The organism is Labrys sp. F242, from assembly GCF_057813875.1.
Map to the genome: position 1 here is coordinate 1,995,308 of NZ_JBVASG010000001.1, position 26,134 is coordinate 2,021,441.

General features: G+C 62.5%; 23 protein-coding genes. 4 read left to right on the forward strand and 19 right to left on the reverse strand.

The window, feature by feature from the left end; genetic code table 11:
* Window positions 1-4 precede the first annotated feature (4 nt).
* From secF to yajC, 3 genes are all read right to left on the reverse strand, one after another.
* The gene (secF, locus tag ACZYTC_RS09345; RefSeq protein WP_434956346.1) at window positions 5-946 is read right to left on the reverse strand and encodes a protein translocase subunit SecF; all 942 of its coding nucleotides are present in this window, start codon (window positions 944-946) and stop codon (window positions 5-7) included.
* 21 nt (window positions 947-967) lie between these two features.
* Window positions 968-2,566 carry a protein translocase subunit SecD gene (gene secD / locus ACZYTC_RS09350; protein ID WP_434956345.1) on the reverse strand — a complete coding sequence of 533 codons (1,599 nt, stop codon included), beginning with the start codon at window positions 2,564-2,566 and terminating at the stop codon, window positions 968-970.
* A 133-nt stretch (window positions 2,567-2,699) separates the two neighbouring features.
* On the reverse strand, window positions 2,700-3,050 hold the full coding sequence (yajC, locus tag ACZYTC_RS09355) for a preprotein translocase subunit YajC (RefSeq protein WP_149250899.1): 351 nt from the start codon (window positions 3,048-3,050) through the stop codon (window positions 2,700-2,702).
* A 384-nt stretch (window positions 3,051-3,434) separates the two neighbouring features.
* On the opposite strand from yajC, the gene ACZYTC_RS09360 reads away from it, so the two are divergent.
* Window positions 3,435-4,301: an ATP-binding protein gene (locus ACZYTC_RS09360; RefSeq protein WP_434956343.1), complete on the forward strand. Its 867-nt coding sequence runs from the start codon at window positions 3,435-3,437 to the stop codon at window positions 4,299-4,301.
* Between the two features lie 93 nt (window positions 4,302-4,394).
* Here ACZYTC_RS09360 and ACZYTC_RS09365 read toward each other — a convergent pair whose 3' ends face one another.
* The 14 genes from ACZYTC_RS09365 to ACZYTC_RS09430 form a co-directional block, all read right to left on the reverse strand.
* Window positions 4,395-6,188, reverse strand: coding sequence for a peptidoglycan DD-metalloendopeptidase family protein (locus tag ACZYTC_RS09365; protein ID WP_488989400.1), 1,794 nt, complete (start codon window positions 6,186-6,188; stop codon window positions 4,395-4,397).
* Window positions 6,189-6,505: 317 nt separating this feature from the next.
* On the reverse strand, window positions 6,506-7,726 hold the full coding sequence (locus tag ACZYTC_RS09370; RefSeq protein WP_454813887.1) for a cytochrome P450: 1,221 nt from the start codon (window positions 7,724-7,726) through the stop codon (window positions 6,506-6,508).
* 292 nt (window positions 7,727-8,018) lie between these two features.
* Entirely contained in the window at window positions 8,019-8,705 is a 687-nt protein-coding gene (locus ACZYTC_RS09375) for a protein-L-isoaspartate(D-aspartate) O-methyltransferase (RefSeq protein ID WP_434956340.1), read from the reverse strand.
* Complete coding sequence (surE, locus tag ACZYTC_RS09380; RefSeq protein WP_441773014.1) at window positions 8,702-9,484, reverse strand: 5'/3'-nucleotidase SurE; 783 nt, start codon at window positions 9,482-9,484, stop codon at window positions 8,702-8,704. The genes ACZYTC_RS09375 and surE overlap by 4 nt, the downstream gene beginning before the upstream one ends.
* A gap of 248 nt (window positions 9,485-9,732) precedes the next feature.
* Window positions 9,733-11,016 carry a serine--tRNA ligase gene (gene serS / locus ACZYTC_RS09385; protein WP_441773015.1) on the reverse strand — a complete coding sequence of 428 codons (1,284 nt, stop codon included), beginning with the start codon at window positions 11,014-11,016 and terminating at the stop codon, window positions 9,733-9,735.
* A gap of 38 nt (window positions 11,017-11,054) precedes the next feature.
* The gene (tatC, locus tag ACZYTC_RS09390) at window positions 11,055-11,837 is read right to left on the reverse strand and encodes a twin-arginine translocase subunit TatC (protein ID WP_434956337.1); all 783 of its coding nucleotides are present in this window, start codon (window positions 11,835-11,837) and stop codon (window positions 11,055-11,057) included.
* Between the two features lies 1 nt (window position 11,838).
* Entirely contained in the window at window positions 11,839-12,285 is a 447-nt protein-coding gene (gene tatB, locus ACZYTC_RS09395) for a Sec-independent protein translocase protein TatB (RefSeq protein WP_434956336.1), read from the reverse strand.
* A gap of 100 nt (window positions 12,286-12,385) precedes the next feature.
* The gene (locus ACZYTC_RS09400; protein WP_434956335.1) at window positions 12,386-12,616 is read right to left on the reverse strand and encodes a twin-arginine translocase TatA/TatE family subunit; all 231 of its coding nucleotides are present in this window, start codon (window positions 12,614-12,616) and stop codon (window positions 12,386-12,388) included.
* 123 nt (window positions 12,617-12,739) lie between these two features.
* Entirely contained in the window at window positions 12,740-13,372 is a 633-nt protein-coding gene (gene scpB, locus ACZYTC_RS09405) for an SMC-Scp complex subunit ScpB (RefSeq protein WP_441773167.1), read from the reverse strand.
* Between the two features lie 233 nt (window positions 13,373-13,605).
* Window positions 13,606-14,403: a segregation and condensation protein A gene (locus ACZYTC_RS09410; protein WP_441773016.1), complete on the reverse strand. Its 798-nt coding sequence runs from the start codon at window positions 14,401-14,403 to the stop codon at window positions 13,606-13,608.
* A complete protein-coding gene (nagZ, locus tag ACZYTC_RS09415) occupies window positions 14,404-15,426 on the reverse strand; it encodes a beta-N-acetylhexosaminidase (protein WP_488989401.1) in 1,023 nt (340 codons plus the stop codon). It abuts the gene before it with no gap.
* Window positions 15,427-15,669: 243 nt separating this feature from the next.
* Window positions 15,670-17,358 (reverse strand): SPOR domain-containing protein, encoded by a 1,689-nt coding sequence (locus ACZYTC_RS09420; RefSeq protein ID WP_441773018.1) that lies wholly within the window; start codon window positions 17,356-17,358, stop codon window positions 15,670-15,672.
* Window positions 17,359-17,423: 65 nt separating this feature from the next.
* Window positions 17,424-18,551, reverse strand: a complete 1,128-nt coding sequence (locus ACZYTC_RS09425; RefSeq protein ID WP_488989402.1) for a DALR anticodon-binding domain-containing protein — start codon at window positions 18,549-18,551, stop codon at window positions 17,424-17,426.
* Between the two features lie 7 nt (window positions 18,552-18,558).
* Window positions 18,559-19,779, reverse strand: coding sequence for a deoxyguanosinetriphosphate triphosphohydrolase (locus ACZYTC_RS09430; RefSeq protein WP_441773020.1), 1,221 nt, complete (start codon window positions 19,777-19,779; stop codon window positions 18,559-18,561).
* A gap of 654 nt (window positions 19,780-20,433) precedes the next feature.
* On the opposite strand from ACZYTC_RS09430, the gene erpA reads away from it, so the two are divergent.
* Both erpA and xth read left to right on the forward strand, forming a co-directional pair.
* On the forward strand, window positions 20,434-20,763 hold the full coding sequence (erpA, locus tag ACZYTC_RS09435; protein WP_434956329.1) for an iron-sulfur cluster insertion protein ErpA: 330 nt from the start codon (window positions 20,434-20,436) through the stop codon (window positions 20,761-20,763).
* Window positions 20,764-20,767: 4 nt separating this feature from the next.
* Window positions 20,768-21,550: an exodeoxyribonuclease III gene (xth, locus tag ACZYTC_RS09440; RefSeq protein ID WP_488989992.1), complete on the forward strand. Its 783-nt coding sequence runs from the start codon at window positions 20,768-20,770 to the stop codon at window positions 21,548-21,550.
* A gap of 38 nt (window positions 21,551-21,588) precedes the next feature.
* Here xth and ACZYTC_RS09445 read toward each other — a convergent pair whose 3' ends face one another.
* Window positions 21,589-22,332 (reverse strand): FecR family protein, encoded by a 744-nt coding sequence (locus tag ACZYTC_RS09445; protein ID WP_441773021.1) that lies wholly within the window; start codon window positions 22,330-22,332, stop codon window positions 21,589-21,591.
* Window positions 22,333-22,602: 270 nt separating this feature from the next.
* Between ACZYTC_RS09445 and ACZYTC_RS09450 the strand changes: the two genes are divergently transcribed.
* Complete coding sequence (locus ACZYTC_RS09450; RefSeq protein WP_488989403.1) at window positions 22,603-24,780, forward strand: CHASE2 domain-containing protein; 2,178 nt, start codon at window positions 22,603-22,605, stop codon at window positions 24,778-24,780.
* A 170-nt stretch (window positions 24,781-24,950) separates the two neighbouring features.
* Here ACZYTC_RS09450 and ACZYTC_RS09455 read toward each other — a convergent pair whose 3' ends face one another.
* On the reverse strand, window positions 24,951-25,850 hold the full coding sequence (locus ACZYTC_RS09455; RefSeq protein WP_434956326.1) for a tetratricopeptide repeat protein: 900 nt from the start codon (window positions 25,848-25,850) through the stop codon (window positions 24,951-24,953).
* Window positions 25,851-26,134 lie beyond the last annotated feature (284 nt).

Sequence of the window (26,134 nt, forward strand, 5' to 3'; positions counted from 1 at the left end):
CAGCTTACTCCGGCTTGTTGCCGCCCGCCGTCTCATGGCTGCCCGGACGCAGGCCCAGATAGATCAGGACGGGCGAGGCAATGAAGATCGAGGTGTAAGTGCCGACCAGCACGACGCCGAACAGCATGGTGGCGGTGAAGCTGTGAATGGCGTGCCCCCCGAACAGGAGCAGGGCCAGCAACGCCAGTGCCACGGTGACGTGGGTGATCACCGAGCGCGACAGCGTGGCGTTGATAGACTCGTCCAGCAGTTCATCCATCGGCTTCTTCTTGTACTTGCGCAAGAGCTCGCGGATGCGGTCGTAGATCACCACGGTGTCGTTGAGTGAATAGCCAAGGATGGTCAGCAAGGCGGCGACACTGGTGAGGTCGAAGTCGATCTGCGTCACCGACATGAAGCCGATGGTCAGCACGATGTCGTGCATGTTGGCGATCATGGCGCCGACGGCAAACTGCCAATCGAAGCGGAACCATAGATAGATCAGAATGCCCAGAATGGCGACGAAGATGCCGACGATGCCGACCGTCACCAGTTCCTGCGAAACGCTCGGCCCGATGATCTGTGTCTGATCGTCCTTGCCGGGAACATAGTCGGGAGCCAGCGTCTGCTTGACCTTCTCCGCAACGGCATTCTGTGCCGCGTCGCCGCCCGGCTGCAGGGCGATGCGCATCAGCACCTGTCCCTTGTCGCCGAAACTCTGAATCTGGACCTCACCCAATCCGAGCGGCGCCAGCTTGTCGCGAATGGCCTGCACGTCGGCCTGCCCGGATTGAGCCGTGACGCCGAGGGCGATGCCGCCCTTGAAATCGATACCGTAATTCAGGCCATGGGTGAAGAAGAGCACCAGAGCCAAGATCGACAACACCGCCGAAATCGGAAAGCTGATACGCCGGAACCGAATGAAGCCGAAGCTGGTGTTGTCGGGAACAATGCGAAGATGGCGCACCGCGCTCACTCCATCAATCTATCAAATCGGGATGGAGCGAGGCTTGACCCCGCGATACCACCAGGAAACCAACAGGCGCGTGACCGTGAAGGCGGTGAACACCGTCGTGATGATGCCGATCCCCAGCGTCACCGCGAACCCTTTCACGGCGCCGGTACCGACAAAATACAGCACGGCGGCGGCAATGAAGGTGGTGATGTTGGAATCAAGGATGGTCGCCAGCGCCCGGGCAAAGCCAGCGTCGAGCGACATCAAAACGGTTCGTCCGGCACGCACCTCCTCGCGTATGCGCTCATAGATCAGCACGTTGGAGTCGACTGCGATGCCGACTGTCAGCACGATGCCGGCGATACCCGGCAAGGTCAGCGTCGCCCCGAGCAGGGACAGGATGCCGAAGATCATGCCGACATTGAGCGCCACGGCGATGGACGCGATGATACCGAACAGGCCGTAGCTGGCGATCATGAAGCCGACGACCAGGATTGAGCCGACTAGGGCAGCCATCTCACCGGCGCGAATGGCGGCCTGGCCGAGGCCTGGACCAACCGTCTGCTCCTGAATCACCGTCATGGGCGCGGGCAAGGCACCCGAACGCAGAAGCAGCGCCAGATCCTGGGCCTGCTGCGTGGTGAAATTGCCGGAGATCTGGCCCGAACCACCAGTGATCGGCTCGCGAATGACCGGTGCCGACAAGACCTTGCCGTCGAGCACGATGGCGAAGGGCTTGTTGACATTCTCCGTGGTGACGCGGCCGAACTGGCGCGCGCCATTGGTGTTGAAGCGGAAGGAGACCACCGGCTCGCGCGTGTTCTGGTCGAAGCTTGCTTGGGCGTCGGTCAGTTCGTCGCCGGCGACCATCACCTGGTCTTCGATCAGATAGTTCTGGCCGCCATCCGACGATGGCAGAACCGTGGAACCGACCGGCGGGCGAGAACGCATGGCCTGATCGACCGGCATGCTCAGATCCACCAGGCGAAATTCGAGCTTGGCTGTTTGGCCGAGAAGGTCCTTGAAACGGTCGGGATTCTCCAGGCCGGGCAATTGCACCACGATACGATCTTCGCCCTGGCGCTGAATGACGGGCTCGACCACGCCGGAGCCGTTGATACGGTTGCCGATAATCTCCACCGCCCGCACCATGATGCGGTTCATGCGGTCACGCAGGCCTTCATCGGTCAGCGTGGCGCCGATCTGGCCTGGGGTGGTCGAGGCAATCGTGGCCGTCCGGTTGCCGGTGCCGAAAAGGTTGCCGTCGGCGGGATTGCCCAGCACTTGCAGGAGTTGCACGGCCTTCTCGGTATCGGCCGGATTGGGCAGCGTCACCACAATGCCGCGCCCCTGCAAAGCAGCCTGGCTACGGATCTTGTTGTCGTTCAGGATCTGGCGCGCCTGCGAACGCAGGCTGGCGACCTGTTCCTTGACCACGGCATTCTTGTCGATCTCGAGCAGGAAGTAGGATCCGCCCTGGAGATCGAGGCCCAGCGTCAGCGTCTTGTGCGGCAGCCAGGACGGCATCGCCTTCACCCAGCTCTCCGGCATCAGATTGGGTACGGCCAGCCACAGGCCGATCAGCAAAGTCAGGAGAACCGAAGCCGTCTTGACGGGAGAAAAATGCAGCATAGCGGAGCGATTCCGAGCCTTGACAGGCTATTCTCAGGACGATCGGGAGATGTAGATTCGCCCCGACCCTATCCTGAGTCTCTTATCGTGTCTTGTGATCGAGACCAAAGAGGGGCGTTGCCCCGCGTGGACCTCAGGCTGCCTCGGCCTTCTTCACCGGCTCGGTCTTGGAGCGGACGGTGACCACCATCTCGCGGATGACCTTCACGCGAACGCCCTCGGCGATCTCCGCCTCGATCTCGGATTCGCCCTCGACAGCCTTGGTCACCTTGCCGACCATGCCGCCCGACATCACAATGGTATCGCCACGACGGATTGCCTTGAGCAGAGCGGCCTGTTCTTTCGCCTTGCGCTGCTGCGGGCGGATCAGCAGGAAATAGAAGATCACGAACATCGCGATCGGCAACAGCAACGTGCCACCGAGACTGGAGAACAGATCGCCGCCGCCCTGGGCTGCCTGGGCAAAGGCTGGAGTCGTGAACATTGGATCGCCTCTCAAGAGAAGCGGCCGGGACAGCCCAGCCGCGAATTCGCGCGGAATATAGTGAACCAGCCACCGAAAGCAAACAGAACGCCACTTTTGCCCAGCACATGACGAAAAATTCATGCCTTCCGATGTGGGAAACCGCCAATCGGGCCAACATGATGGGCTGTCGGGAGGACTACGGATAGCGACAGGGAATCGCCTGTCTCCTCACAAGTCGGCTCCACGCACGCCTCGGCTTGCCCGTGGCCCCCTTGGGTGACCCACCGGCACTGGGCGCACATGCAAAACGGAAGGCAGGCGCGGCATGCCGCCGCTTTTCAGCGCCTCTCAGGCGCGTTAGAGACGAAGGGCTCACCCACAAGTTCATCTCATTTGGTTGCCATGACTGACTTTTCATCCAGCGAATTGCCGCAATTGCTCGCCCGTATCGCCGACGCCCTGGAGCGGCTGGCTCCACCGGCCGCCATCAAGGCCGACTTCGATGCTGCAGAAGCCTTCATCTGGCAGGCCGGCGAAAAATATCTGCAACCTGTACCGAAGGTGAACAGGGTCGCGATGCCGTTGCTCAAGGGCATCGATCTGGTGCGCGACCTCCTGGTCGACAACACCGAGCGCTTCGCAAACGGGCTGCCCGCCAACAACGCTTTGCTCTGGGGCGCGCGCGGCATGGGCAAGTCGTCGCTGGTGAAGGCCGCGCATGCCGACATCAACGCCAAGATCGGTGGCACCCTGAAGCTGATCGAGATCCACCGCGAGGATATCGATAGTCTGCCCGAGTTGATGAATCTCACCCGCAAGGCCCCCTATCGCTTCATCGTCTTTTGCGACGATCTCTCCTTCGACAGCGACGACACCTCCTACAAATCGCTCAAGGCGGCGCTGGAAGGCGGTGTCGAGGGGCGGCCGGACAATCTCATCTTCTATGCGACCTCGAACCGGCGTCATCTGATGCCGCGCGACATGATCGACAATGAGCGCTCGACTGCGATCAATCCAGGCGAGGCGGTGGAGGAAAAGGTGTCGCTCTCCGACCGTTTCGGCCTGTGGCTCGGTTTCCATCGCTGCAGCCAGGACGATTTTCTCGACATGGTCTATGGTTATGCCGATCATTTCGGCCTCGATCACGATCGAGACACCATGCGGGCCGAGGCCCTGGAATGGGCGACGACCCGTGGTGCCCGGTCAGGCCGCACGGCCTGGCAATATGTGCAGGATCTCGCAGGCCGGCTGGGCAAGACGCTGAACTGAGCCAGGTCCGCGTGTTCAATAAAAAGTGGCCCGGACATCGCTGCCGGGCCACTCGAGCTGCTTCGGGGTCTCGCGGAGAAGCAGATTCTGTTATCAGGTGCCGGAAAGATAGCGGGTCGGATCGACCGGCGCGGCACCCTTGCGTACTTCGAACAACACTTGCGGCGAGGTCACGTTGCCGGTCTGACCTGCGGTCGCAATGGTCTGGCCACGCCTGACACTTTCACCCTTCTTGACGTCGAGCTGCTTGGCATGGCCATAAGCCGTGACATAGCCGTTGGCATGGCGGATGAGGATCAGGTTGCCATAGCCTTTCAGCTCACTGCCGGCATAGGCGACCACACCATCCTCGGCAGCCTTCACTTCGGTTCCTTCAGGCACCGAGATGTTGATACCGTCGCTGTTGCGGCCGAAATTCTGGATGATCCGCCCCTTCACCGGCCAGCGGAACTCCGGATTGCCCGGGGTGGCGGCATTGGCATCCTTCGGCAGTTCGGCGGCCGGAGCTGCCGGCTGAGATGCACTCGCGGCAGGCGAGATCGTCCCGGTTGCAACCGGCGCGGGCTGGCTGGCCTCGGCGGGCTTGACCGGCTTGGCGACAGCCACCTGCGCAGGTTTGTTGGCCAGCGCCTTCTGCTTGGCGGCAGCAAGCTTCTCCGCCTTGAGCTTGTTCGCCTTGGCCGCATCGACCGGCTTGGCCGCCGCCACCTGGGCGGGCTTGGCCTTGACATCGACGGGGGCGACCCTTGCAGTCTGAACGGGTTTGACCGTTACTGGCTTGACGGTCGCAGTCCTGACGGGCTGGGCATGCGGCGCAGCAACCTGCATCGCTTCGGCGGCAATCGACTTCGCCTGGGTCTTGGCCGTCCTCACCGGCGCCGGATTGGCCGCCCGCGCGGCCTGTACCGGCTTGGGAGCCGCCACGGGCCTGGGCTGCACGGCGGCCGCCACCGGCACGTCACGCGGCGGGCGGTTGTCGACCACGGCCTCTGCAGCCGGAGCCGGCGCAGCAGCGTGGGCCGTTCCGCGCACGACCAGCTTCTGGCCGATCTTGACGCTCATCCATTCGTCGATGCCATTCTCCTTGGCCAGACGCGGGCGCGTCGTGCCGTAGGCTTTGGCGATCGACGTCAGCGTCTCGCCCGGCTTGACGACATGGACGCCGGAAGCGGCGGCGGCGGGCTTCGGCTTGGCTCCCGCAGCCGGCGTGGTGGCGACCGGCCGGACCTTGACTTCGCCGACGCTGCCCCGAGAAGTTTCGGGCACGTCTCCCGGATAGGGCTGCTCAGCGGTCGCGGCCACCGTCGTCACCGCGGTGTTGCCGTTCTGAGCCGCGTTGTACACGGGAATGATCACCTGCTGGCCGGGCGTCAGCGAGCGAGAGGTCAGGCCGTTGACCTTCATGATCGCGTCGGAAGGCACACCATAGCGGTTGGAGAGCGTATTGATGGTCTCACCCGCCGCGGCGGTAACCGGCGTGCCGCCCGTGGCAGTCCAGCCACCGGCCTTGAAACCGCCGATCTGCGGAGCGGGCGTCGAGATCGCCCCCGTCACGATGGGCTGCTCGCCACGAGCCAGTCGATATTGCGTCGACGGCGCGCTACGCTGTGCGACGGCGCCGACCGGCGGCAGCGGCTGCGAAGCGACCACGCCGGCCGCCGGCACCGTGTTGACGGCATAGTTGGAATTGCCATAGCGCGGCGCGGCCTTGGTAGGCTGTGCCTGGGCATAGGCCAACTGATTGTCACCCGAGTTGAACGGGTTCGAGAAGGGGTTCTGGGCGAACCTCGAAGTGTCGCTGCAGCTTGCTGCGAGGCCAGCCACCAGGGCGATCACGGCGACGCGCGACAAGTGGCGCGAACGGATCAATTCGATCGGAAAACGCATAGGACGTTCACACCCACGCTTGAGAAGAACACGGGGTAATTAAGCCTCTATTGGGGTAAACAACGCCTTAAGAGCCGGACTCAATTTGGACAAAATCCGGAAACGGCTCCGATTGCGGCGGGCTGAGAAACTCAGATCGTCCGCTCCTCATGCCCTTGAGTCCACTGCGTTTTCCAGTCGATCAGCCGGTCTGCCGACCGGTCCCCGACTGGGCGGGGATGATTAAGAGCGGGGATCGCCCCCGCCCCATGCGTTAAAGTCGTGCCACGTCGGTTTTCGCAGGGAATCAGCATGGCCAGCGCGACTCGCAAGCAGCCTCAGCGCGTCCATTCCAGGCGCAAATCCTCAGCGCGGCGAATACCGCCATGGCCCTCGACCTTCAATTTGCCGACGAGCTTGGCCTGCGGAATCCGGTTGACGAGCGCCGCCAGTCCTTCTTCCAGTTCGGCCTTTGCCAGGGCCTCGCCGAGACAACGATGCGCACCGCCACCGAAAACATAATGCCAGCGCGTGTGATCCGTTCGCCTGATGTCGAATCGATCCGGCTCGCCGAACACCTCCGGATCCCGCAGGGCCGACATGGTGGAAAGCATCAGCAACGATCCCGGTGCCAATTTTTGACCGCCTATCTCGATCTCCTCGAGCACAAGCCGTGGCAGCGACGCGACCGAGGGTTCGAATCGCAGCGCTTCGGAGACCGCACCGGGGATGAGGCTGGGATCGGCGCACACCGACTGCCATTGTTCAGGGTGCTCGAGCAGAAGCGCGGCCTGGATCGCCATCGAGGCCCGCGTGGTATCACTGCCGCCCAAGACCACGATGATGATCTGCATGATCGCCTCGAGCGGCGTCATCTCGGGGTTCTCGTCGATGGCGGTGATATAATCGGAAAGGAAATCGCCGCGAGGGTTCTGACGGCGCTCTGCCACCAGTTCATACATGTAGTCCGTCATCTGACGGCAGGCATCCTCGAGGTCGGGAATGTCCTTTTCCGTCCAGGAGGTACCCAGGCTGCGAGCGATGACATAGATCCACTGCGCGAATTTTGGGATGTCGGCCTCGGGCATCCCCAGAATCGCAGCGACGGTATGGGCGGGAATGATCGCCGAATAATCCTCGAACAGATCCAACCCGCCAGCCTCGTAATGCTGGTCGATCAGTTTCTCCGCCATGGCCCGTACCTTGGGGCGGACCTCGGCGACCATCTTGAAGGCGAAGGTCCGCGCCATCGGGCCGCGCCGCCTCCTGTGGGCGGCCCCGTTCGAAAGCAGCATGCATTTGTCGTAAAAATCGAATAGTGGGCCCGAGGTGACGCCCCTCAATTGCAGGAGTTCGGTCTCGATCTGCCGGGTGCGCTCATCGGTCGTGAGGCTGACGACATCCTTGGCACGCAGAATGAAGAGCGGCCCATCGTCCCGTTGGATGAAAGGGGTTTCCGGTCGAAACTTTCTGAACAGGGCGTGGGTGTCCTGATCCAGTTCGGCAATAGTGAATATAGGTATATCTGAATTGATTTGTTGTGCTGCTTGTTCGGTCATCTCAAATCCCCCAACCAACGTGCTGCTCTGACTGACCGGCCAGGGGCGATCTTGAAATCAGACCTGAGTTGCCAGTCCAGCGCCGTCGGAAACCGCCGTATACTGCACGGGATGGAGGTATCCCGCCATACCTCTGCGATCTGAATTTGCTGCGATCCACCAGCGCCGGGACTTCGCCGCTGCGACTGCAATCGGGCGATCGTGGCTTGGCCCGGCAAGAAGAACTGGATTGTCTCGCAGCACCTGCGATGAAGCGCCCGAAAACCAAACCCAGCTCAAGTTCAAGGGTGGTTCAAAGCCGGTCGGCCACGCCCAAGATGATGGACGCGGCACGGATATCCATCAGCGGTGTATAGTGAAAGCCATCGGCATCGCGCGCGATCATGGTCAATTGCTGCTCTTCGCCGGGCGGGCCGATTGGTGCGATCATCCGACCGCCCAGCGCCAGTTGATCCAGCAAGTCCTCGGGCACCTCGCTCATCGCCGCCGTGGTGACGATACGATCGAAGGGAGCCTGTTGGCGCCAGCCGGAACTGCCATCGGCGACCATCATGGTGACGTTGAGGATGGTAACGGCCCGCAGCCTCTCCTCTGCCTCGGTGACCAGGGTGCGCCAACGATCGAGGGTCAGGACGCGCTTGGCCAGACGGCCGAGCACCGCGGTCAGATAGCCAGAGCCCGTGCCGATCTCCAGCACGCGATGCAGCGGTTCGACGTCCAAGCGCTCGGCAATGGTCGCAGCGAGCACCGGCGGCGTGATGGTCTGGCCGCACTGGATGGGAAGGCTGAGATCGCGCCAGGCGTATTCGGCGAATTCAGGCAGCACGAAAACCGGGCGTGGCAGGGTGGAAACGGCATTCAGCACCTTCTGGTCCGTCAACCCGTGGCGGCGCAGGCGCAGGATGAAGGCCATCATCTCCTGGGCATGCTCGTCGTCAGGATTCACAAAAGACTGATAGTCCGTCATATTGTCCGTCATGATGTCGGTCTTGGCACCGTTTCAAAGGTATCCGAAAGGCGTTGCAGAGCAGGCACGTCGGTCAGATTGAGATGAAGGGGCGTCACAGAAATACGCTTGTTGAAGAGAGCGGCAAGATCCGTGCCCTCGAGCCGGGGCGGCGTTTCCCGGCGCGGCGCCAGCCAATAATAGGGGCCGCCACGAAAATCCTCTCGCTCGACCACATCGACCAGGGCGACATCGCGCTGCCCCTGGATGGTGACGGCAACGCCAGCGACCTCCTCGGGCTCGCAATCGGGAAAATTGACGTTGAACAAGGTTCCCTTGGCGAAACCATGGGCCAGCAGTTTGCGGATCACGCCGGGCGCATGCTGCTCGGCGCAATGCCAGCGCATGCCGTCCCTGCCCCCGATGCCATAGGCCTGGCTGAGCGCGATCGACGGAACCCCAAGAACGGTGCCCTCCATCGCCGCCGCCACGGTGCCGGAATAGGTAACGTCTTCGGCGACGTTCTGGCCCCGATTGACGCCGGACAGCACGAGGTCGGGCTGCTGGCCCTTGAGCAGATGCTGCACACCCATCAGCACGCAATCGGTCGGCGTGCCGCTGACGGCATAGCGCTTTTCCTCGATCCGCCGCAGACGCAGCGGCATGCTGAGCGACAGGGAATGGGACACGCCGGACTGATCCGTCTCTGGCGCCACGACGATCACGTCGTCGCTCAGGCTGCGGGCGATCCTTTCGAGGGAAACCAGGCCGGGCGCATGGATGCCGTCATCATTGGTAATCAGAACTCGCATCCACCGTCCGTCCTTGTTTCACTAAATCGACACCAAAGCGTTTTGCGATGAGATGAAATCATCTCGAATCGCAAAGACGCGTCGAAACGCGCTTTGCTTCAGTGTGCCACAGGAAAAGGAGCTCCGGCGAGAGTTTGTCATACGCAATCCCCTGCTGTTGCAGAAATCCCTGCAGAAACAAATGATTACTTCACCCTCCTTGATTCTGGAATCAAGGAGGGTGTGACAAGGTACGGCAAGATCGAGGCTTATTGTCTCTCGATCCGGCGCAGGCCGCCCATATAGGGGACGAGAACCTCCGGAACCGTGATGGAACCGTCCTCGTTCTGATAATTCTCCATCACCGCCACGAGAGCACGGCCGACCGCAACGCCCGAACCGTTCAGCGTATGCACGAAACGCGGGGCGCCTCCAGATTTCGGCCGGGTCCGGGCGTTCATGCGACGCGCCTGGAAATCGCCACAGACCGAGCAGGAGGAGATTTCACGAAACAGCCCCTGCCCCGGTAGCCAGACCTCGATGTCATAGGTCTTCTGCGAGGCAAAACCCATGTCGCCGGTGCACAGCGTCATCACGCGGTAATGCAGGTCCAGGCCCTTCAACACGGCCTCGGCGCAAGCGAGCATGCGCTCGTGCTCGTCCCGGCTCTTTTCAGGAGCCGTGATCGAGACGAGTTCGACCTTCTGGAATTGGTGCTGGCGGATCATGCCACGGGTATCCCGCCCCGCAGCGCCAGCTTCCGCACGGAAGCAGTGAGTCAGCGCAGTATAGCGCAACGGCAGCTCTTCCTCGGCGGTGATGGCATCGCGCACGAGATTGGTCAGCGAAACCTCGGCCGTCGGAATCAGCCAGAAATCGCCGGGCTGCACGCGGAACTGATCCTCCGCGAATTTCGGCAGCTGAGCGGTGCCAATCATGGCATCGTCACGCACCAGCAAGGGCGCGGCGACCTCGGTATAGCCGTGCTCGCCGGTGTGCTTGTCGATGAAATACTGGCCTAGCGCCCGCTCAAGCCGAGCCAGGCCCTTCTGCAGCACCACGAAGCGGGAGCCGGAGAGCTTGGCGGCGATCTCGAAATCCATCAGGCCGAGAGCTTCGCCCAATTCGAAATGCTCTTTAGGGGCAAAAGTATAGGCGCGCGCCACGCCGTGGCGGTGGCGTTCGACATTGGCATGCTCGTCCGCGCCGAAAGGGACCTCGTCGAGCGGCAGATTCGGGATCGAGATGAGCTGGTCGTAGAGAGCCTTGTCGGCGCCGCGCAGCGCCTCCTCGTCAGCCGGCATCGAGGCCTTGAGCGCGTTGACCTCCGCCATCAAGGCCTGTGCCTTGGCTTCGTCCTTGGATTGCTTGGCCGCGCCGATCTCCTTGGAAGCAGCGTTGCGGCGCTCCTGGGAAGCCTGCAGCCGGGCAACGAGCGCCCGGCGGCTCTCGTCGAGCTCGAGTATGGTGGCGGCCAGCGGCTCAAGCCCTCTGCGAACCCGGCCCTGGTCGAAGAGACCCGAATTCTCGCGGATCCACTTCACATCATACATGAGATCAACTCCAGAACGGACGTCAGGACACCGACGGGCTATTCCGAAGTCTGCGTATCGCTTTCCGCGCGCTTCTTCTCAACCCACCGGACCGAATAGATCGAGAGTTCGTAAAGGAGCACGCCCGGCACGGCAAGCGCGATCATGCTCCACGGGTCGGGCGGCGCCAGCACGGCCGAAATTGCGGTGACGATGACGATGGCATAGCGCCGCTTCTCCTTCAGGAAGGTCGAATCCACGATACCGATCCGCCCCAACAGGGTCAGCACCACCGGCAGCTGAAAGACGACGCCGAAGGCAAAAATCAGGTTCATCAACAGGGATAGATACCCCTCCACCGTCGCCAGCAATTCGATCGTGGCGATGCCGCTGCCGCCGAGCTGCTGCATGCCCAGCGCAAAATGCATCACCGCCGGCATTGCGATGAAGTAGACCAGCAACCCGCCCAGGAAGAAGAACAGAGGCGTGGCGATCAGATAGGGCACGAAAATGTTTCGCTCGTGCCGGTAGAGACCGGGGGCGATGAAGCGATAGATCTGGATGGCGAAGAAGGGGAAGCCGATGAAAGCGGCCGTAAAAAAAGCCACCCGGATCTGAGTAAAAAGAAAGTCGAGAGGACCGTTGTAGATCAGCTTGACCGGATTGCCGGCCGCCGCCCACTCGTAGGGCCACAACAAGAAGAGATAGATCGATTTGGAAACCGCGAAGGCGCCGATGAACAGAACGATGAAGGCAATGCCCGATTTCATCAGGCGCGTGCGCAGTTCGATCAAGTGATCGAGCAGCGGCGCCTTGGAGGCGTCGATTTCGTCTTCGGTCATCTTAGGATTTGAACGCTGCGAGAGGGGCGAAGGCGGAAGGGATTTCGACGCCGACGAGTTTGGAGGCCAAAGGCGAAGAGCTGGGGCCGGCGATGGAAGGTTCGCTCGCTGTGGCATCCAGGACGGGCGCAATCGCAGCCGGGCTGAGAGGCGGCTCCGAATCGAAGACGGAGGACTTCAGGGCATTGCGAGCGAGGCCCGCGGGACTGCCAATGCTACTCAAGGTTGCCGCCGATTGGCGCAGCGTGTCGAATTCCTTTTTGACATCCTCGAGATTGGCTTCCTTGAGGGCTTCGTTGAACTGGCCTTGAAACTCGCCAGCCATCCGTCGCAACTTGTTCACGCCTCGACCGAGGGAGCGCATCGTGCTGGGCAGTTCCTTGGGGCCAATGACCACGACAGCCACCGCGCCCACGATCAGGATATGGCTCCAGCTGATATCAAACATGCAACGCTCGGTCTGGCGAAACGAAACGCTCCGCGCACATACGCGGAGCCTAAAAAGACCCAGTCTTCAGGTCGACCTCACCGGCGCAAACCGCGCCGGCTCAGCCTACCTTGGTCTGCTCGGTCGGATTGACGGTCGTGCCGGCCTGGGTGTCGATCGTCTTCACAGGCTGCTGGGCAGCAGCCGGTTCGTCGTCGGCCATACCCTTCTTGAAGGATTTGATGCCCTTGGCAACGTCACCCATCAAGTCCGAAATCTTGCCACGTCCACCAAACAGGACGAGTACGACGACAGCCAGAATGATCCAGTGCGTAATACCCCATGTACCCATGACACCCTCCAACGCGGCAAAGCCGATCGCAACAACACAACAACGGCGCCGCACGCGACCCGATGATCCCACTGGAATCTAGGCGGGCTTAACGGCAAAAACAAGAACGTTCGCCGTTCTTACTCAACCTTCATGTTCGGGTTCCGGTTCCGGAAATGCGAAAGAGAGGTCGGCAGTCTCCAGAGGCTCCTCGTCCGGCGTCAACGCACTGTCATCATTGGGCATGGGCACGCTGAAGCCGGGCGGCAGGCGGCCATCGAGCAAGCCCGCGCCCTTGAGTTCATCGAGCCCCGGCAGATCACCAACGCCATCCAGGCCGAAATGCTCCAGAAATGCGGGCGTGGTGCCATAAGTCACCGGCCGTCCCGGCGCACGCCGCCGCCCGCGCAGGCGCACCCAGCCGGTCTCCAGCAACACGTCAAGGGTGCCCTTGGAGATCGAGACCGAGCGGATATCCTCGATCTCGGCACGGGTTACCGGCTGGTGATAGGCGATGATCGCCAAGGTCTCCATCGCCGCCCGCGACAATTTGCGCGTCTCATAGGCATCACGCGACAGGATCCAGGCGAGGTCGTCGGCGGTGCGGAAAGCCCAACGCCCCCCCAGCCTGACCAGATTGACACCACGCGTGGCATAGTCGGCCTGCAGGGTGCCGATGGCAGCGCCGATATCGGCCCCCTCGGGCAGCCGCGACGCCAGCGTCGCCTCGTCCAATGGTTCCGTCGCCGCAAACAGCAAGGCTTCGATCAAGCGCATATGCTGCTGCAGATCGGTCTGCTCCGTGCCTTCCGGCTGGAACGATGCAATCTCGCCCAAGGTCTAATCCTTCCCTATGCGGGCCGCGCCACGAAATTGAGCGCTTACCTGCATGGCCTGCCAACACCAGTCTGCCCCCGACGGAGTGGCCGTCACCCGCCCTGCCTCCAAGGCCAGAAACTCCGCAAGCGCTTGAAATTCTGCAGATTCCTCCTGATCGAGCCATGGTTCGATCAGGAGGAATCTGCTTGCCCAGCATCACCACGCGAGCGCAGATAGATCGGCGAGAAGGGAGTAGCCTGGCGCAGATCGAGCTTGCCTTCCTTCACGAGTTCGAGGCTTGCAGAGAAGCTAGAGGCCCGAACCGTAGCCCTTGTCGAGGGCTCGGCCAGATAGTCCACCAGAAATTCGTCGAGACTGAGCCAGTCCGCCGCCGGGCCGATCAACGATTCCAGCAATTCGCGTGCTTCGGACAGCGTCCAGACATTGCGCTCGGGCAATTTGACATAGCCGACCATCGCCCGCTGGCGCTGCTGGGCATAGGCGCAGAGCAGATCGTGCAGCGTCGCCTCGAATCGCCCGTGATTGTTGAGCCGGATGCCCTCGGGCATGCCTCGCTTGAACACGTCGCGGCCAAGCACGGCCCGCTCCTGCAACTGGGCGGCGGCATTGCGCATGGCTTCCAGGCGCTGCAGGCGGAAGGCAAGGGCCGCGGCCAATTCCGCTGCTGGAGGCTCCTCGCCCCTTGGCGATTCCGGCAGCAGCAGGCGCGACTTGAGATAGGCCAGCCAGGCCGCCATCACCAGATAGTCGGCCGCCAGTTCGAGGCGGACGCGGCGGGCCTCCTCGACGAAGACGAGATATTGCTCGGCAAGGGCGAGGATGGAAATCCGCGTGAGATCGACCTTCTGGCGACGCGCCAATTCGAGCAGCAGATCGAGCGGTCCTTCGAAGCCATCGACATCCACGACGAGCATGGGATCGCTGACCGCCTTATCCGCCCTCACCTCCTCCTCGAATTCATCGCTCATTCAGACCGTCTCTCCGCCGGCGAGCGCCCCAGCCAGCCGTTCACGCGCCTCGTCAATGTCGAGCGGCTCCGGCAAATGCCGGATGCGGGCCAAGGCGGCATCGGCGCGGCGCCGCGCCTTGCCTGCCAAGCTTGGAGCGGCACGCGCCACCCCGATCATTTCATCCATCTTGCCATTGCAATGCAGGCCGAGATCGCAGCCGGCCGAAAAGGCGGCCGCCGCCCGTTGCTCCAATGTTCCTTCGAGAGCCTGCATGGAAAGATCGTCACTCATCAGGAGACCATCATAGCCGATCGCCTTCCTGATCACATTCCGGATCACCTTTCTGGACGTCGTAGCTGGGGATGACGGGTCCAAAGCATTGTAAACCACATGCGCGGTCATCGCAGCGGGCATGTCGGCGAGCATGCGGAAGGGCAGGAAGTCGAGTGATTCGAGTTCGGCTTTGCTCGCCGTCACGATCGGCAGCGAGAGATGGCTGTCGACGCCGGCCCGGCCATGCCCCGGCATATGCTTCATGACGGGCAGCACACCGCCAGCGATCATGCCCTCGGCGGCGGCCCGGCCCAGCGTGCCCACCGTAGTCGCGTCGAGGCCATAGGCCCGGTCGCCGATCACGTCATGAGCGCCTGGTACGGGAATATCGAGCACGGGCAGACAGTCGACATTGATGCCGACTGCCAGGAGATCGTGCGCGATCAGCCTCGCCGCCAATCGGGTGATCTCGCGGCGCGTCACCGGATCATTGGCGTGGATCTGGCCATAGCGGCGCGCTGCCGGATATTTGGGCCAATGGGGTGCGGTCAGCCGCTGGACCCGCCCCCCCTCCTGGTCCACCAGGACCGGAGCGTCGCGCCCCACTGCGTCGCGCAAGGAAGCCGTCAAGGCCCGCACTTCCTCCGGCGTGCCGACATTGCGCCGGAACAGGATGAAGCCCCACGGATTTGCATCCCGGTAGAAGGCGCGCTCGTCGGACGTGAGCGACAGACCGGAACAACCCAGGATCAGCGCTGATTGGGGCATGGCAGTCTCCTCGTGCAAAGAGCGTTCATGGCTGAACGCTCTTTGCTCTAACTCATTGTTCTGGCGCGTCTTTGCGATTCCAGGTGATTCCGTCAAATCGCAAAACGCTTTGGCTTTCAGAAAAATCTGCAAAGGTCGATCAGGCCAAACTGGATCGGAGCGATCGGAACTCGGCTCCGGTCGCCCCGATCCAGTTTGGCCTGTCGAAAACTCTCAAATCTGCAGTCTCGGAGCGGCCCGCAATCAGTTGCGGGCGATTACGCAGTCACCGCCGGCGGCCTTGAGCTTGCCGCAGAAAGCCGTAGCCTCGGCCGGGGTGGACCAGCCTCCGACACGCACCCGGTAATAAGTGCCGCGATCAGGCAGATCGACCTTGCGGATCGAAGGCTTCATACCGTTCAGCACGGCTGCGAAGCGGCGCTGCAGCGACTGAAAGGCGTTCTGGGCGTCGGCCGGCGTGCGCTGCGACGAAACCTGGACGACATAGCTGCCATTGGCGACCGGGGCAGCGGTCGGAGCCGCCGCCGGGGCAGCCCCAGCGGCTGGCTCGGCCGACGCCACCTGTGCCGGCTTTGGCGCCGGAGGCATATGGCGGGGACGGACCGGCGGCACCGCCGGCGGTGCCGCCGGGGTCTGCGTCGGTTCGACCACCGTGGTGGCGCCGCCATCCTCCTCGCCCGGCAGCGCCTGCGCGGGTGCCTGGTCGTCCGGCAGGGCAGCAGCCGTGCCGGCAGGCACGGTTGCGACCGGGGCAGCCGGTTGACCAGAGCCGCCCTGCACAAGCGGAGCGGCATCGGGGGCCGCGGGAGCGGCCGGCGCCGTCTCGGACGATGGCTGGCCGGCCGGAGGCGTCGGCGCCAGGGCCGAGACATCGAGAGAACGGGTCTGCTGGGCAGGCGGCTCCGCATTGGTGATCGGCGCTTCACCGGTCACCACCGAACTATCCGGCATGATCTTGATGGTCTTCACGCGCCGCGGCTCATCGGGTGCCTGCGCAACCCGGGTTTCCGCAGTGTTGCTGGCCGTCTGGTCGGGCGTCGTAGCCCCCTCGGGATTGGGGAGCACGATGTTGCTGGTGGTCACCGGACGCGTCGCATTGGCGTCGGGCGCCGCCTGAGCCGGCGCTGCCGTCCCTTCCGGACGCGTCGGCACCACCGCAACCGGCTGCTCCTCATGACGCACCAGCCTTTCGTTGGCGACGGAGGCGGTCTGGTTGCTGCGATTGAAGATCTCGTGAGTCGGCTGGCTGGCGGCCGCTGCGTTCTCGGCCGGCTTGATCTTGACCGGATCGGTGCTCGCCTTGATCACCGGCGGCGCGCTGCCGATGCCAGGGATGTCGCTGCCGACGAAGCCGCCCTTCTTCCAGACATAGGCCATACCGCCGCCGATGCTGGCGACAAGAACGAGAGCGGCAAGGCTGACGGCACTGCCGCGTGACTTGCGGCGTGGTACCCGGGCCTCGGCACGCGGCGCCAGATACTCGTCATCGGCGGCCGGAGCATAGCGATCTTCCTCGCCCTCGGGATAGGCCTCGACATAGGGATTGCCGTCGTGGTCGACCCAAACGCCACGTTGTTCGTCATAGACCCATTCGGGCCCTCGCTCTTCACGTTCATCGTCGAAGACATAGGCCTTCGACGAGCGCGTGGCGACATCTCGGTCGTCGTAATATTCGTCCTGATAGGCCTGCGCCTGCTCTGATTGCGCGTGTTTGGTCACGGTTTCGGGATGGCCGTCGCGAACCTCGTGCCCGTTGCGATCATAGCGATCCGTCATGCCCGCCTCCCGCGAACGCAAAACGCCGGCCGCACCATAGGCCTTTGTGTCGCGCCTTTCAGCATAAACATCGTGATCGGCGCCTGTGGTTGCCAGATCTGCCAGCCATTGATCGCTGTTGCTGGCTTGTGCACGGCGATGTTCGGTTTCAATCATGACTCGTTCCTGACCAGGCTGGTCGACCACCGGGGCGATCTGCGGCCAAAGCGGCCGATCTCGTTTCAGCGCATCTCGTCCGGCGCAGAACTGCCGAGCAAGGCGAGTCCAGACTTAAGAACCGTCTCGACCCCGCGCACCAACGCCAAGCGGGCGCCTGTTAACAATCGATCATCATCCCTAATGAAGCGTAAATGCGGAGCACCAAGGCTGCGATAATATTGCTGGTGCAGCCCGTCGGCGAGGCCACACAGGTGCTGGACCACCCTGTAGGGCTCGCACTGCCTGACGGCGAGATCGATCTGGCTTGGATATAGGGCGAGCAGGCGTAGAATCAACCGTGCTCCCTCATCCTCGAAAGCGCGGACATCCCAACGACTGTGGTCGAAATCGACATGCCCCATCCCTTCGTCCCGCTGGCGCAGAGCGCAGCAACGAGCATGGGCATAATGCAGGTGAAAGACGGCATTGGCATGGCTCTGGTCGGCCAAATGGTCGAGATCGAGCACGAGCGGAGCGCCGGCGGGCTGCATCAGCATGCCCAGGCAAGCGGCATCGCGACCGACGACGCCGGCGACCACCGAAAGATCGAGATCGTCTGCAAAGCGGCCCGCCATGGTGGCAGCTTCCCGCCCTTTCACGCCAAGGAATGGTCCGAGCCTGACAACGACATCGGCTTTCTCAGAGCGCGTCCGAAAGCGCCTGTCTGCACGAAAACCGAGATGCTCGATCATGTTGGCCAAGGCGGTGCCGACAGCCTCGCGGCGCGCCGGCGACAAGGGCCTAGTGCTCTGCGGATCCGTGGCGTGAAAGGCGATCGTGGAGAAACCTGCCCCGCCGCGCTCGCTGGCGCCATAGCCGCTACCGGCCTCCAGCACAGCGGCAAGCATCCGTGCCCAGATGGCCGGCGTCAGCGTCAAGTTCAAAAAACCGGGTCCGGCAATGTCGATGGCGCCGACGCCTTCGATGCCATCCAGCGTTTCGGCGAAGAGACCAGCCAGGGTCCGGGATGGCAGTGCCGCCGGCCGGCTCAGTACGAGCGCAGCGTTGCAGGTGAAATCTCCCCGCCCCGACCCGCCTGGCGCTTCGATCTCGATCGAGGCCAGGTCGAGACCAGCCGGCAGACGACCCGCAGCCTGCAACGAGGCGACGGCTCCCTCTACACCGCGCCTGAGCCATTCGATCAGGTCCATGGCGGCGTCAGCGCAGATCCGGCGCCGTTCCGAACAGGCGCCGATGCTCGTTGAGAGCGAAAGTATCGGTCATGCCGGCAATATAGTCGGCGACACGGCGCGCACGTTTGTCCTCCCGAGCGGTTTCCAGCCCTTCGCACCATTCGGCCGGCATCAGGCTGATATCCGCAAACAAGCCATCGAACAGGCGGGTCACCACTTGTGCGGCATGCGAGCGGACGCGCATGACCCGTTCGTGTCGGTACATGTTGGGATAGAGAAAGCCCTTGATACCCTTGTCGGCCTGCGCGACGGACGGCGAAAAGGTGATGAGCATCTTGCCGGCGGCCCGCACGTCCTCGCTCGACCGGTAGAGCCCGGATGTGAAGGCAGCCTTGCCCACGCCGATCACGTCCTCCACCAGCCGGGTGATCACGCGGCGCATCAATTCGTGGGTGGTGCGCCCACGGTCGAGCCCGGGATGTTGCTCGGCAATCTCGGCGAGCAGTTCCCCCGCCAACGCTACCTGCTGCATGTCCGCAAGTTCGAACAGGCCGGCGCGCAGCCCATCATCGATGTCATGTGCGTTGTAGGCGATGTCGTCGGCGATGGCGGCGGCTTGCGCTTCGGCGCTGGCGAAACTCTCGAGTTCGAGATTCTGCTGAGCCTGATATTCCAGGATGGCGACGGGGATGCCCCGTTCGCGATAGCGGGCGACGGGGCTACCATCTGCCCGCAGCAGAGGCCCATTATGCTTCACCAGCCCTTCCAGGGTTTCCCAGGCAAGATTGAGCCCGTCGAACTCGGCATAGCGCCGCTCGAGGCGGGTGACGATGCGCAGAGACTGGGCATTGTGGTCGAAGCCGCCATAGGAACGCATCGCCTCGTCCAGCGCGTCCTCGCCGGTATGGCCGAACGGCGTGTGGCCGAGATCATGAGCCAGTGCCAGTGCCTCGGCGAGATCCTCGTCGAGCGCCAGTGAACGGGCGATCGAACGGGCGATCTGGGCAACCTCGATCGTGTGGGTCAGCCGGGTGCGGTAATGATCGCCCTCATGCGCGACGAAAACCTGGGTCTTGTGCTTGAGGCGGCGGAAGGCGGTGGAGTGGATGATGCGGTCCCGGTCTCGCTGGAAATCGGTCCGCGTCGGTGACTGCGGCTCAGCGAACAGCCGTCCGCGCGATCGAGGCGCCACCGCCCACGGGCCACGAGGGCGGATCACGCAATCGGGTATGTCGAGTTCGGCCATCGCGCCTCACGCCTTGCTTGCGCCTGCATAGAGACTGCCACGGGTCATGGCAAAGCTTCTTTCCGAAGTGGCGGACGTCGCAGCAGCCCACAGGCGTGCCCAGTATCGGCGACCTGCTCTCGATATGCGCGCCATGTCCGAAACGGACGGGAAACCCACACGCCGGGAAGCCGGCCGGCACTCTCGCTGGTGGAACGCTAGCGCCCAGGGCAGTGACATCCCCGGCTTATCGCTCACCGATACGCAGGCCGGGTCGCCGCATAGCCTTCACTGGCAACGAGGAACGCGGCCTATGGCAGGCGCAAGGCCGCTGGCGCTATAATGTCATCGACAACACTGCGGAGCGCATGCCAATTCTTTTCGAGATCGAAGAGCGTTTGGAATCCGGCGGACAAGCCTTGTTCCCCTGCAATCCTAGAGCAAAGTGCGTGCACAATTGAACGCCGATTTGCTTTAACTCTTTGTTTCAGCGCGTCTTTGCGATTTTTGGGAATTCCATCTCATCGCAAAACGCATTAGGAAACGTCGTTTTTCTGGATGCTGCCCATCCGTACCCAGTTCGGCTTCGCTCTTCACGCTACACGATCGAGCATTGAACCTTCGGCCCTTCGCACATATTTTCGGAACAGGACACAAGCAAGTTTGCAGGATGCCATGACCAGCCCCGTTTCCGTAAGCGACCGCGCTGCGCGCCGGATCGCCAAGATCCTTGAGAATGAACCTTCCGGCTCGATGCTGCGCATCAGCGTGGAGGGGGGCGGCTGCTCCGGCTTCCAATACAAATTCGTGTTCGACACCCAACGTCATCACGATGATTTGGCGATCGCCAAGGAAGGCGCCACGGTACTGATCGACGAGATGTCGCAGCACTATATGGAAGGCGCCGAGCTCGATTATGTCGAGGATCTGATCGGTTCCGCCTTCAAGATCAACAACCCGCAGGCCACTGCTGCTTGCGGCTGCGGCACGAGCTTCTCGGTGTAACATGGTGCGTATTGCCAGTTGGAACGTGAACTCCATCCGCCAGAGGCTTCCCCATCTGCTGGGTTGGTTGAAGGACGCCCAACCGGACGTCGTCTGCCTCCAGGAGATCAAATGCGTCGACGAGGCCTTTCCTGCCGCCGACATCGAGGCGCTGGGCTACAATGTCGCCGTCCACGGCCAGAAGACCTTCAATGGCGTGGCAATTCTCTCCAAACACCCGTTCGACGAAGTGAAAACGCGCCTGCCGGGCGACGAGGGTGACGAACAGGCCCGCTATATCGAGGCCGTAATCTCGACCGCTTCGGGAGCGCTGCGCGTCGCTTCGATCTACCTGCCCAACGGCAATCCGGTCGGCACCGAGAAATACCCTTACAAGCTCGGCTGGATGGAGCGCCTCAGGCTGCATATCGGCGGTCTGCTCGCGCTGGAAGAACCCTTCGTGATGGCGGGTGACTACAACATCATTCCGCAGGCGGCCGACGCCAAGAATCCGGCCGAATGGGTGAACGATGCCCTGTTCCTGCTGCAGAGCCGCTCCAAGTTCCGCGAATTACTGGCCTTGGGCCTGACTGATGCCTTCCGGGCCTGCGAGGATGCGCCAGGGCACTACACCTTCTGGGACTATCAGGCCGGCGGCTGGCAAAAGGACAACGGCATTCGCATCGATCATCTGCTGCTGTCGCCGCAAGCCGCCTCGCGCCTCCAGGGCTGCGCCATCGATAAGGCGATGCGCGGGCAGGAAAAGGCTTCCGACCACGTGCCGATTCGCTGCGATCTGGCCCTCTGACGGTCGAAGAGCTCGTCGTCCAGTCGACGACCGGGGCGTCAGCCTCGCTGCTGCGGCGGGTTGAAAGTGGGGAAGTTGAAGCCTGGCCGCCTCTGGCCACGATTCTTGCCGCCCTCGCCGCCATAGCGTCCGCAGAGCTGAGCTCCGGCGCCGGTCTCGGCACAATGGGGCGAGAACACCACCGGCGGCCCGCCCCGGCGCGATCTACTTCCGGGGAAGATGGTGATGGTATCTCCCCGCCGTTTCAGAAGGGGACAACGCCGCTTGCGCTCCTCGTCGATCGAGAGCCCTTTCTGACGCGGACAGACTTCGATGACACCTTCCCAGATGGTGAAGCGTTCATAATTGTTGCTGATTTCAGCGGTGAAATTGGTCCCTCTCACGCCGATGCCGGCGAGCGGCGTCTGGATCCAATAAGCCTTCTTGGCGGAGAGACCGCTGGCAAAGCGAAACACCCCCTTCGACAGGCCGATCACCACATCCCTGGCCTGCCCGCCCGAATAGACGAAACGATCGAGCTTGGCCGATGACGAGGAGCCCAGCGCCAGACGCGTCTGGTCGAGGAATTTGATTTCAAGCGCGCCGGAAGGGCCAGTGCGCACAGTCTCGTCGCGATAGACCGCAATATCGACGCCGAGTTCCCCCGAAACCGTGCCGATGGCGGCGGGGGTGACGCCGACCGTATTGCCCACGGTCTCCGCTGCCGAAGCGGGCATGGCTGCAACCGCGCAGAGGGCGCCTAGTCCCAGGAGACGGAAGGTCAGGAAGCGCGATGAGGGCATGCCGGTAACCCGTTGGAGAGACTGTGGTCGTATCGTTCTTGCCGGGAAGCGGCACCCATTCTCCGGCACCTTCGCCAAGCGCACCGATTTGCAGGTGCCGATGCAATCTTCATCATGACGCATTCGCTTCCACGATCAAGAGGCGAGGGTTTTCGAATCTGCAACCGAATGGCCCGCCCGAAAACATCGAGATTGGGATAAATCACTGGCAGACCGTGCCGAATTACTCCAGTAGTAAGCTTCGGGGCGGAGTGTGAGCGTGACATCGATATGCGGCTGAAGCGCTTCCTGGGATATCCGCTGGTGGTAGCCATACCCCTGCTGATCTTCAGTCTGCTGACCTTGCTGAGCCCGGCCCCGCTGCCTCGGCTGCAGGACATCGTCTTCGATACCTACCAGCGCTGGCACGCGAAAGGCAGGGACCCCGATTCGCCCGTGCGTATCGTGGTGATCGACGAGAAATCCCTCGCCGAGATCGGCCAGTTTCCCTGGCCGCGCAACGTGATTGCCGAACTCACGCGCAAGCTCGCCGATGCCGGAGCCGTCGTTATCGCGTATGATATCCTGTTCAGCGAAGCGGATCAGACCTCGCCTGGATTGCTCGTCAAGAAATTGCCAACCAGCGCCGAACGAGAAGCGTTGGAAAAGGCAATGTCTCCGTCCACTGCCTCCTATGATGTCATGTTCGCCCAGACCATGGAACAGACACCGGTCGTGCTCGGCGTGCTTGGAACCGATGTGGGGGACCCCGTCAAAATCAAGAGCGGATACGGGCAATTGGGGGACGATCCGATCAATTTCGTTCAGGCCTTCCCCGCTGCCAAGATGCCGATTCCCGTGCTGTACGATGCTGCCAGGGGCGCCGGCACCATCAACTGGCTCCCAGATGGCGACAGCGTCATTCGCAAGGTGCCGACTTTCGTCGCCATCGGCGGCAAGATGGCGCCATCCCTGTCGATGGAAACAATTCGCGTCGCCATCGGGGCCGACACTTTCATGGTGCGCTCGTCCAATGCCAGCGGCGCGCCGGCCTTCGGCGTTCAAAGTGGCATCAACACCGTCAAGATCGGTGACGGCGATAGGGCCATCTTCATCGACACGGACAGCAACGGCGAAGTCCGCCTGGTTGCCCGCCGCTCGGAGCCCTCGTCCTGGATCTCGGCTGCTTCCGTGCTGGACGGCACCTTCAATCCTGAGGACGTCAAGGATCACATCATCTTCGTGGGGGCCGTCGCCATCGGCCTGCGCGACCAGAGGACGACCTCTGTCGAACTGGCGCTCCCCGGTGTCGAGGTACACGCACAAATCGTCGAGCAGATTCTCGCCGGCGCCAGCCTGGTGCGGCCAGACTGGATGCGGGGTGTTGAAGCCTTCCTCATCATCGTGCTCGGCGTCCTGCTCGCCTGGATCTTGCGGCGCACCCGCAACATGCCGCTGGTTTCGACCGTTGCAGGCCTCTCCATCCCGATCATGATCGCCTGCTGGAGCTGGATTCTCTATGTGCGGCAGGGCGTGCTGTTCGATGCGGTGATGCCGGGCACGGGCATTCTCATCATTTTCCTCGCCGCCACGGTCTATCATTACCAGGAGGCCGAGCATCGGCGTGCGGAGGTGCGCAGCATGTTCGGCCGATTCGTGACGCCGGCGGTGGTGGAGCGGCTGGTCGAGGCGCCGGATCGCATCGTGCTCGGCGGCGAGATCCGCGAACTCACCATCATGTTTTCCGACGTGCGCAATTTCACCGGCATCGCCGAGACGCAGTCGCCGGAAGGCGTGGTGTCGCTGATCCGGCGCATCCATACGCCGGCGACGGAGGCCGTTCTTCGCCATAGCGGCACTATCGACAAGTTCATCGGCGACGGCATGATGGCGTTCTGGAATGCGCCGCTCGACATGCCGAACCATGCGTCTCTTGCCTGCAAGGCCGCGTTGGATATCGCCATCATGGCGCGCGCTTTCCGTGATCCGCCGATCCAGATGGGCATCGGGTTGCATACGGGCGAAGCCTGCGTCGGCAATCTCGGTTCGGAGCAGCGGCTCGAATATTCGGCCCTCGGCGACGCGGTCAACCTCGCCTCGCGCCTGGAAGCCCTCACGAAGCTCTATGGCGTGGAGATTCTCGTCACCGAGGCCACCAGCCGCGCTGCCGCCGACATGCCTTTCCTGGAACTCGATCGTGCCATGGTGCGTGGCCGCCAGGGCGCCATCGGCCTCTTCGCCCTCCATACCGGCGAGGCGGACACCGCCTTCCTCCGGCTGCAAGGCGCCCAGGCGGAAATCCTGCCGCCCTATCGGGCCGGCGATTTCGTTGAAGCCCTCAGCCTATTGGAGAAGAATGCCTCGACCTATCAGGGAGGGTATCAGCGCCTCTATGACTATTACTCAAACCATTTCAAAAAGTTGATAGAAAATCCGAAACCCAATTGGCAGGGCGTGACCCAGCTTTGATCGCTGCACGTTCAACGCTGCCCGGTTCTACTTAGCCTCGAAAATACTGACATCCTGAGGATAGGGCTGCGATCCGATGAAGAGCGGATCTCAATGCGGATTGATATAATCCGCGGCGCCACATAACGCCCGAGGTCGCGTCTCACGCCTCCCCGAGCCGACGCGTCGGATCAGGAATGATCCTTGAGGAACTGCGCCAGATAGGTCAGGCACATCTCGCGCTCGTCCGGCGTAGCCTTGGCGAAGGCATCGTCATACAGATCGATGATCCACTGATCACGCTCGCCATTGGCGCCGTCGCGCGCCAGAGTCAGATACATCAGGCCACGAGCGCCTTGGCGAGGCATGTCGCTTGCCGACAGCAGGAGATGGCCGAGCACGGCTTGGGCCTGGCGATGGCCTTTGTCGGCGGCCAAGCGCAACCAGCGGCCGGCCGTGATGGCATCGCGTTTTTGCACGGTATTGCCGTCGAGATAGATGCGGCCGAGATTATATTGCGCGTCGCTGTCACCGAAATAGGTGGCGGCATATTGGAACAGCTCGGTCGCGTGCCTGGGGTTGGGCTTCACCTCATTGGGGATGCCGGAAACATAATAGGAGCCGAGCGCGACGATCGCGCTGGAGACGAAGCGGGCCTGGGCGGTATCCGGGCTGTCCTCGCCATGGGCATCGACGATGGCCTGATAATAGTCGAATGCCTTCTTGTCGTCGCGAGGAACGCCATCCCCTTCCGAATACATGCGGGCGAGCTTCCACTGGGCCAAAGCATGGCCCTTGCTGGCGGCGAATTCCAGTGCCTGGGACGCTCCGGCGAGGTCACCGGCCTTATAGGCCTTGGTACCGTTGCGAAAGGCCTGCATCGGAGAAGGATCATCCGCCGGCGTCTTGGTGCCATCGAAAGCCTGTGCCCCCACGCAACCCAGGGACAGGAAAAGGCCGAGACCACCGGCGCCGAGAAGGCAGCGCAGCCAGGTCAAGGATTGGCCATGACGCGCCTGGACCCGGCCTGCGGATCCGCCAGCGTCCTGCCAATCGGCCAAGAGAGAAATCTGGTTCATCGTGAAGGACATAGCCGACACTTCTGCCGATTCTTTGACCGATTCACGGCAGCTCTTATGCCAAAGCCGCAAAGTTGATGGCTTTTTCGCGACGGTGCCGACCGGCCAGCGGAATCCCCCGGGCACGTGGACACGACCACTGGCAAGTCCGGCGCTGTCCAATGCGTGTTCGCGAAAAGCTCTATCCAAGTTCGACCGCCACTTAAGCAACTCAACTATGTCCAGCACGCTGGAGATCTCTGGATGCTCCAAGGTGCGGGCTGAATTCAGCGGTCACTTTGTGGCAGGAACGCGGC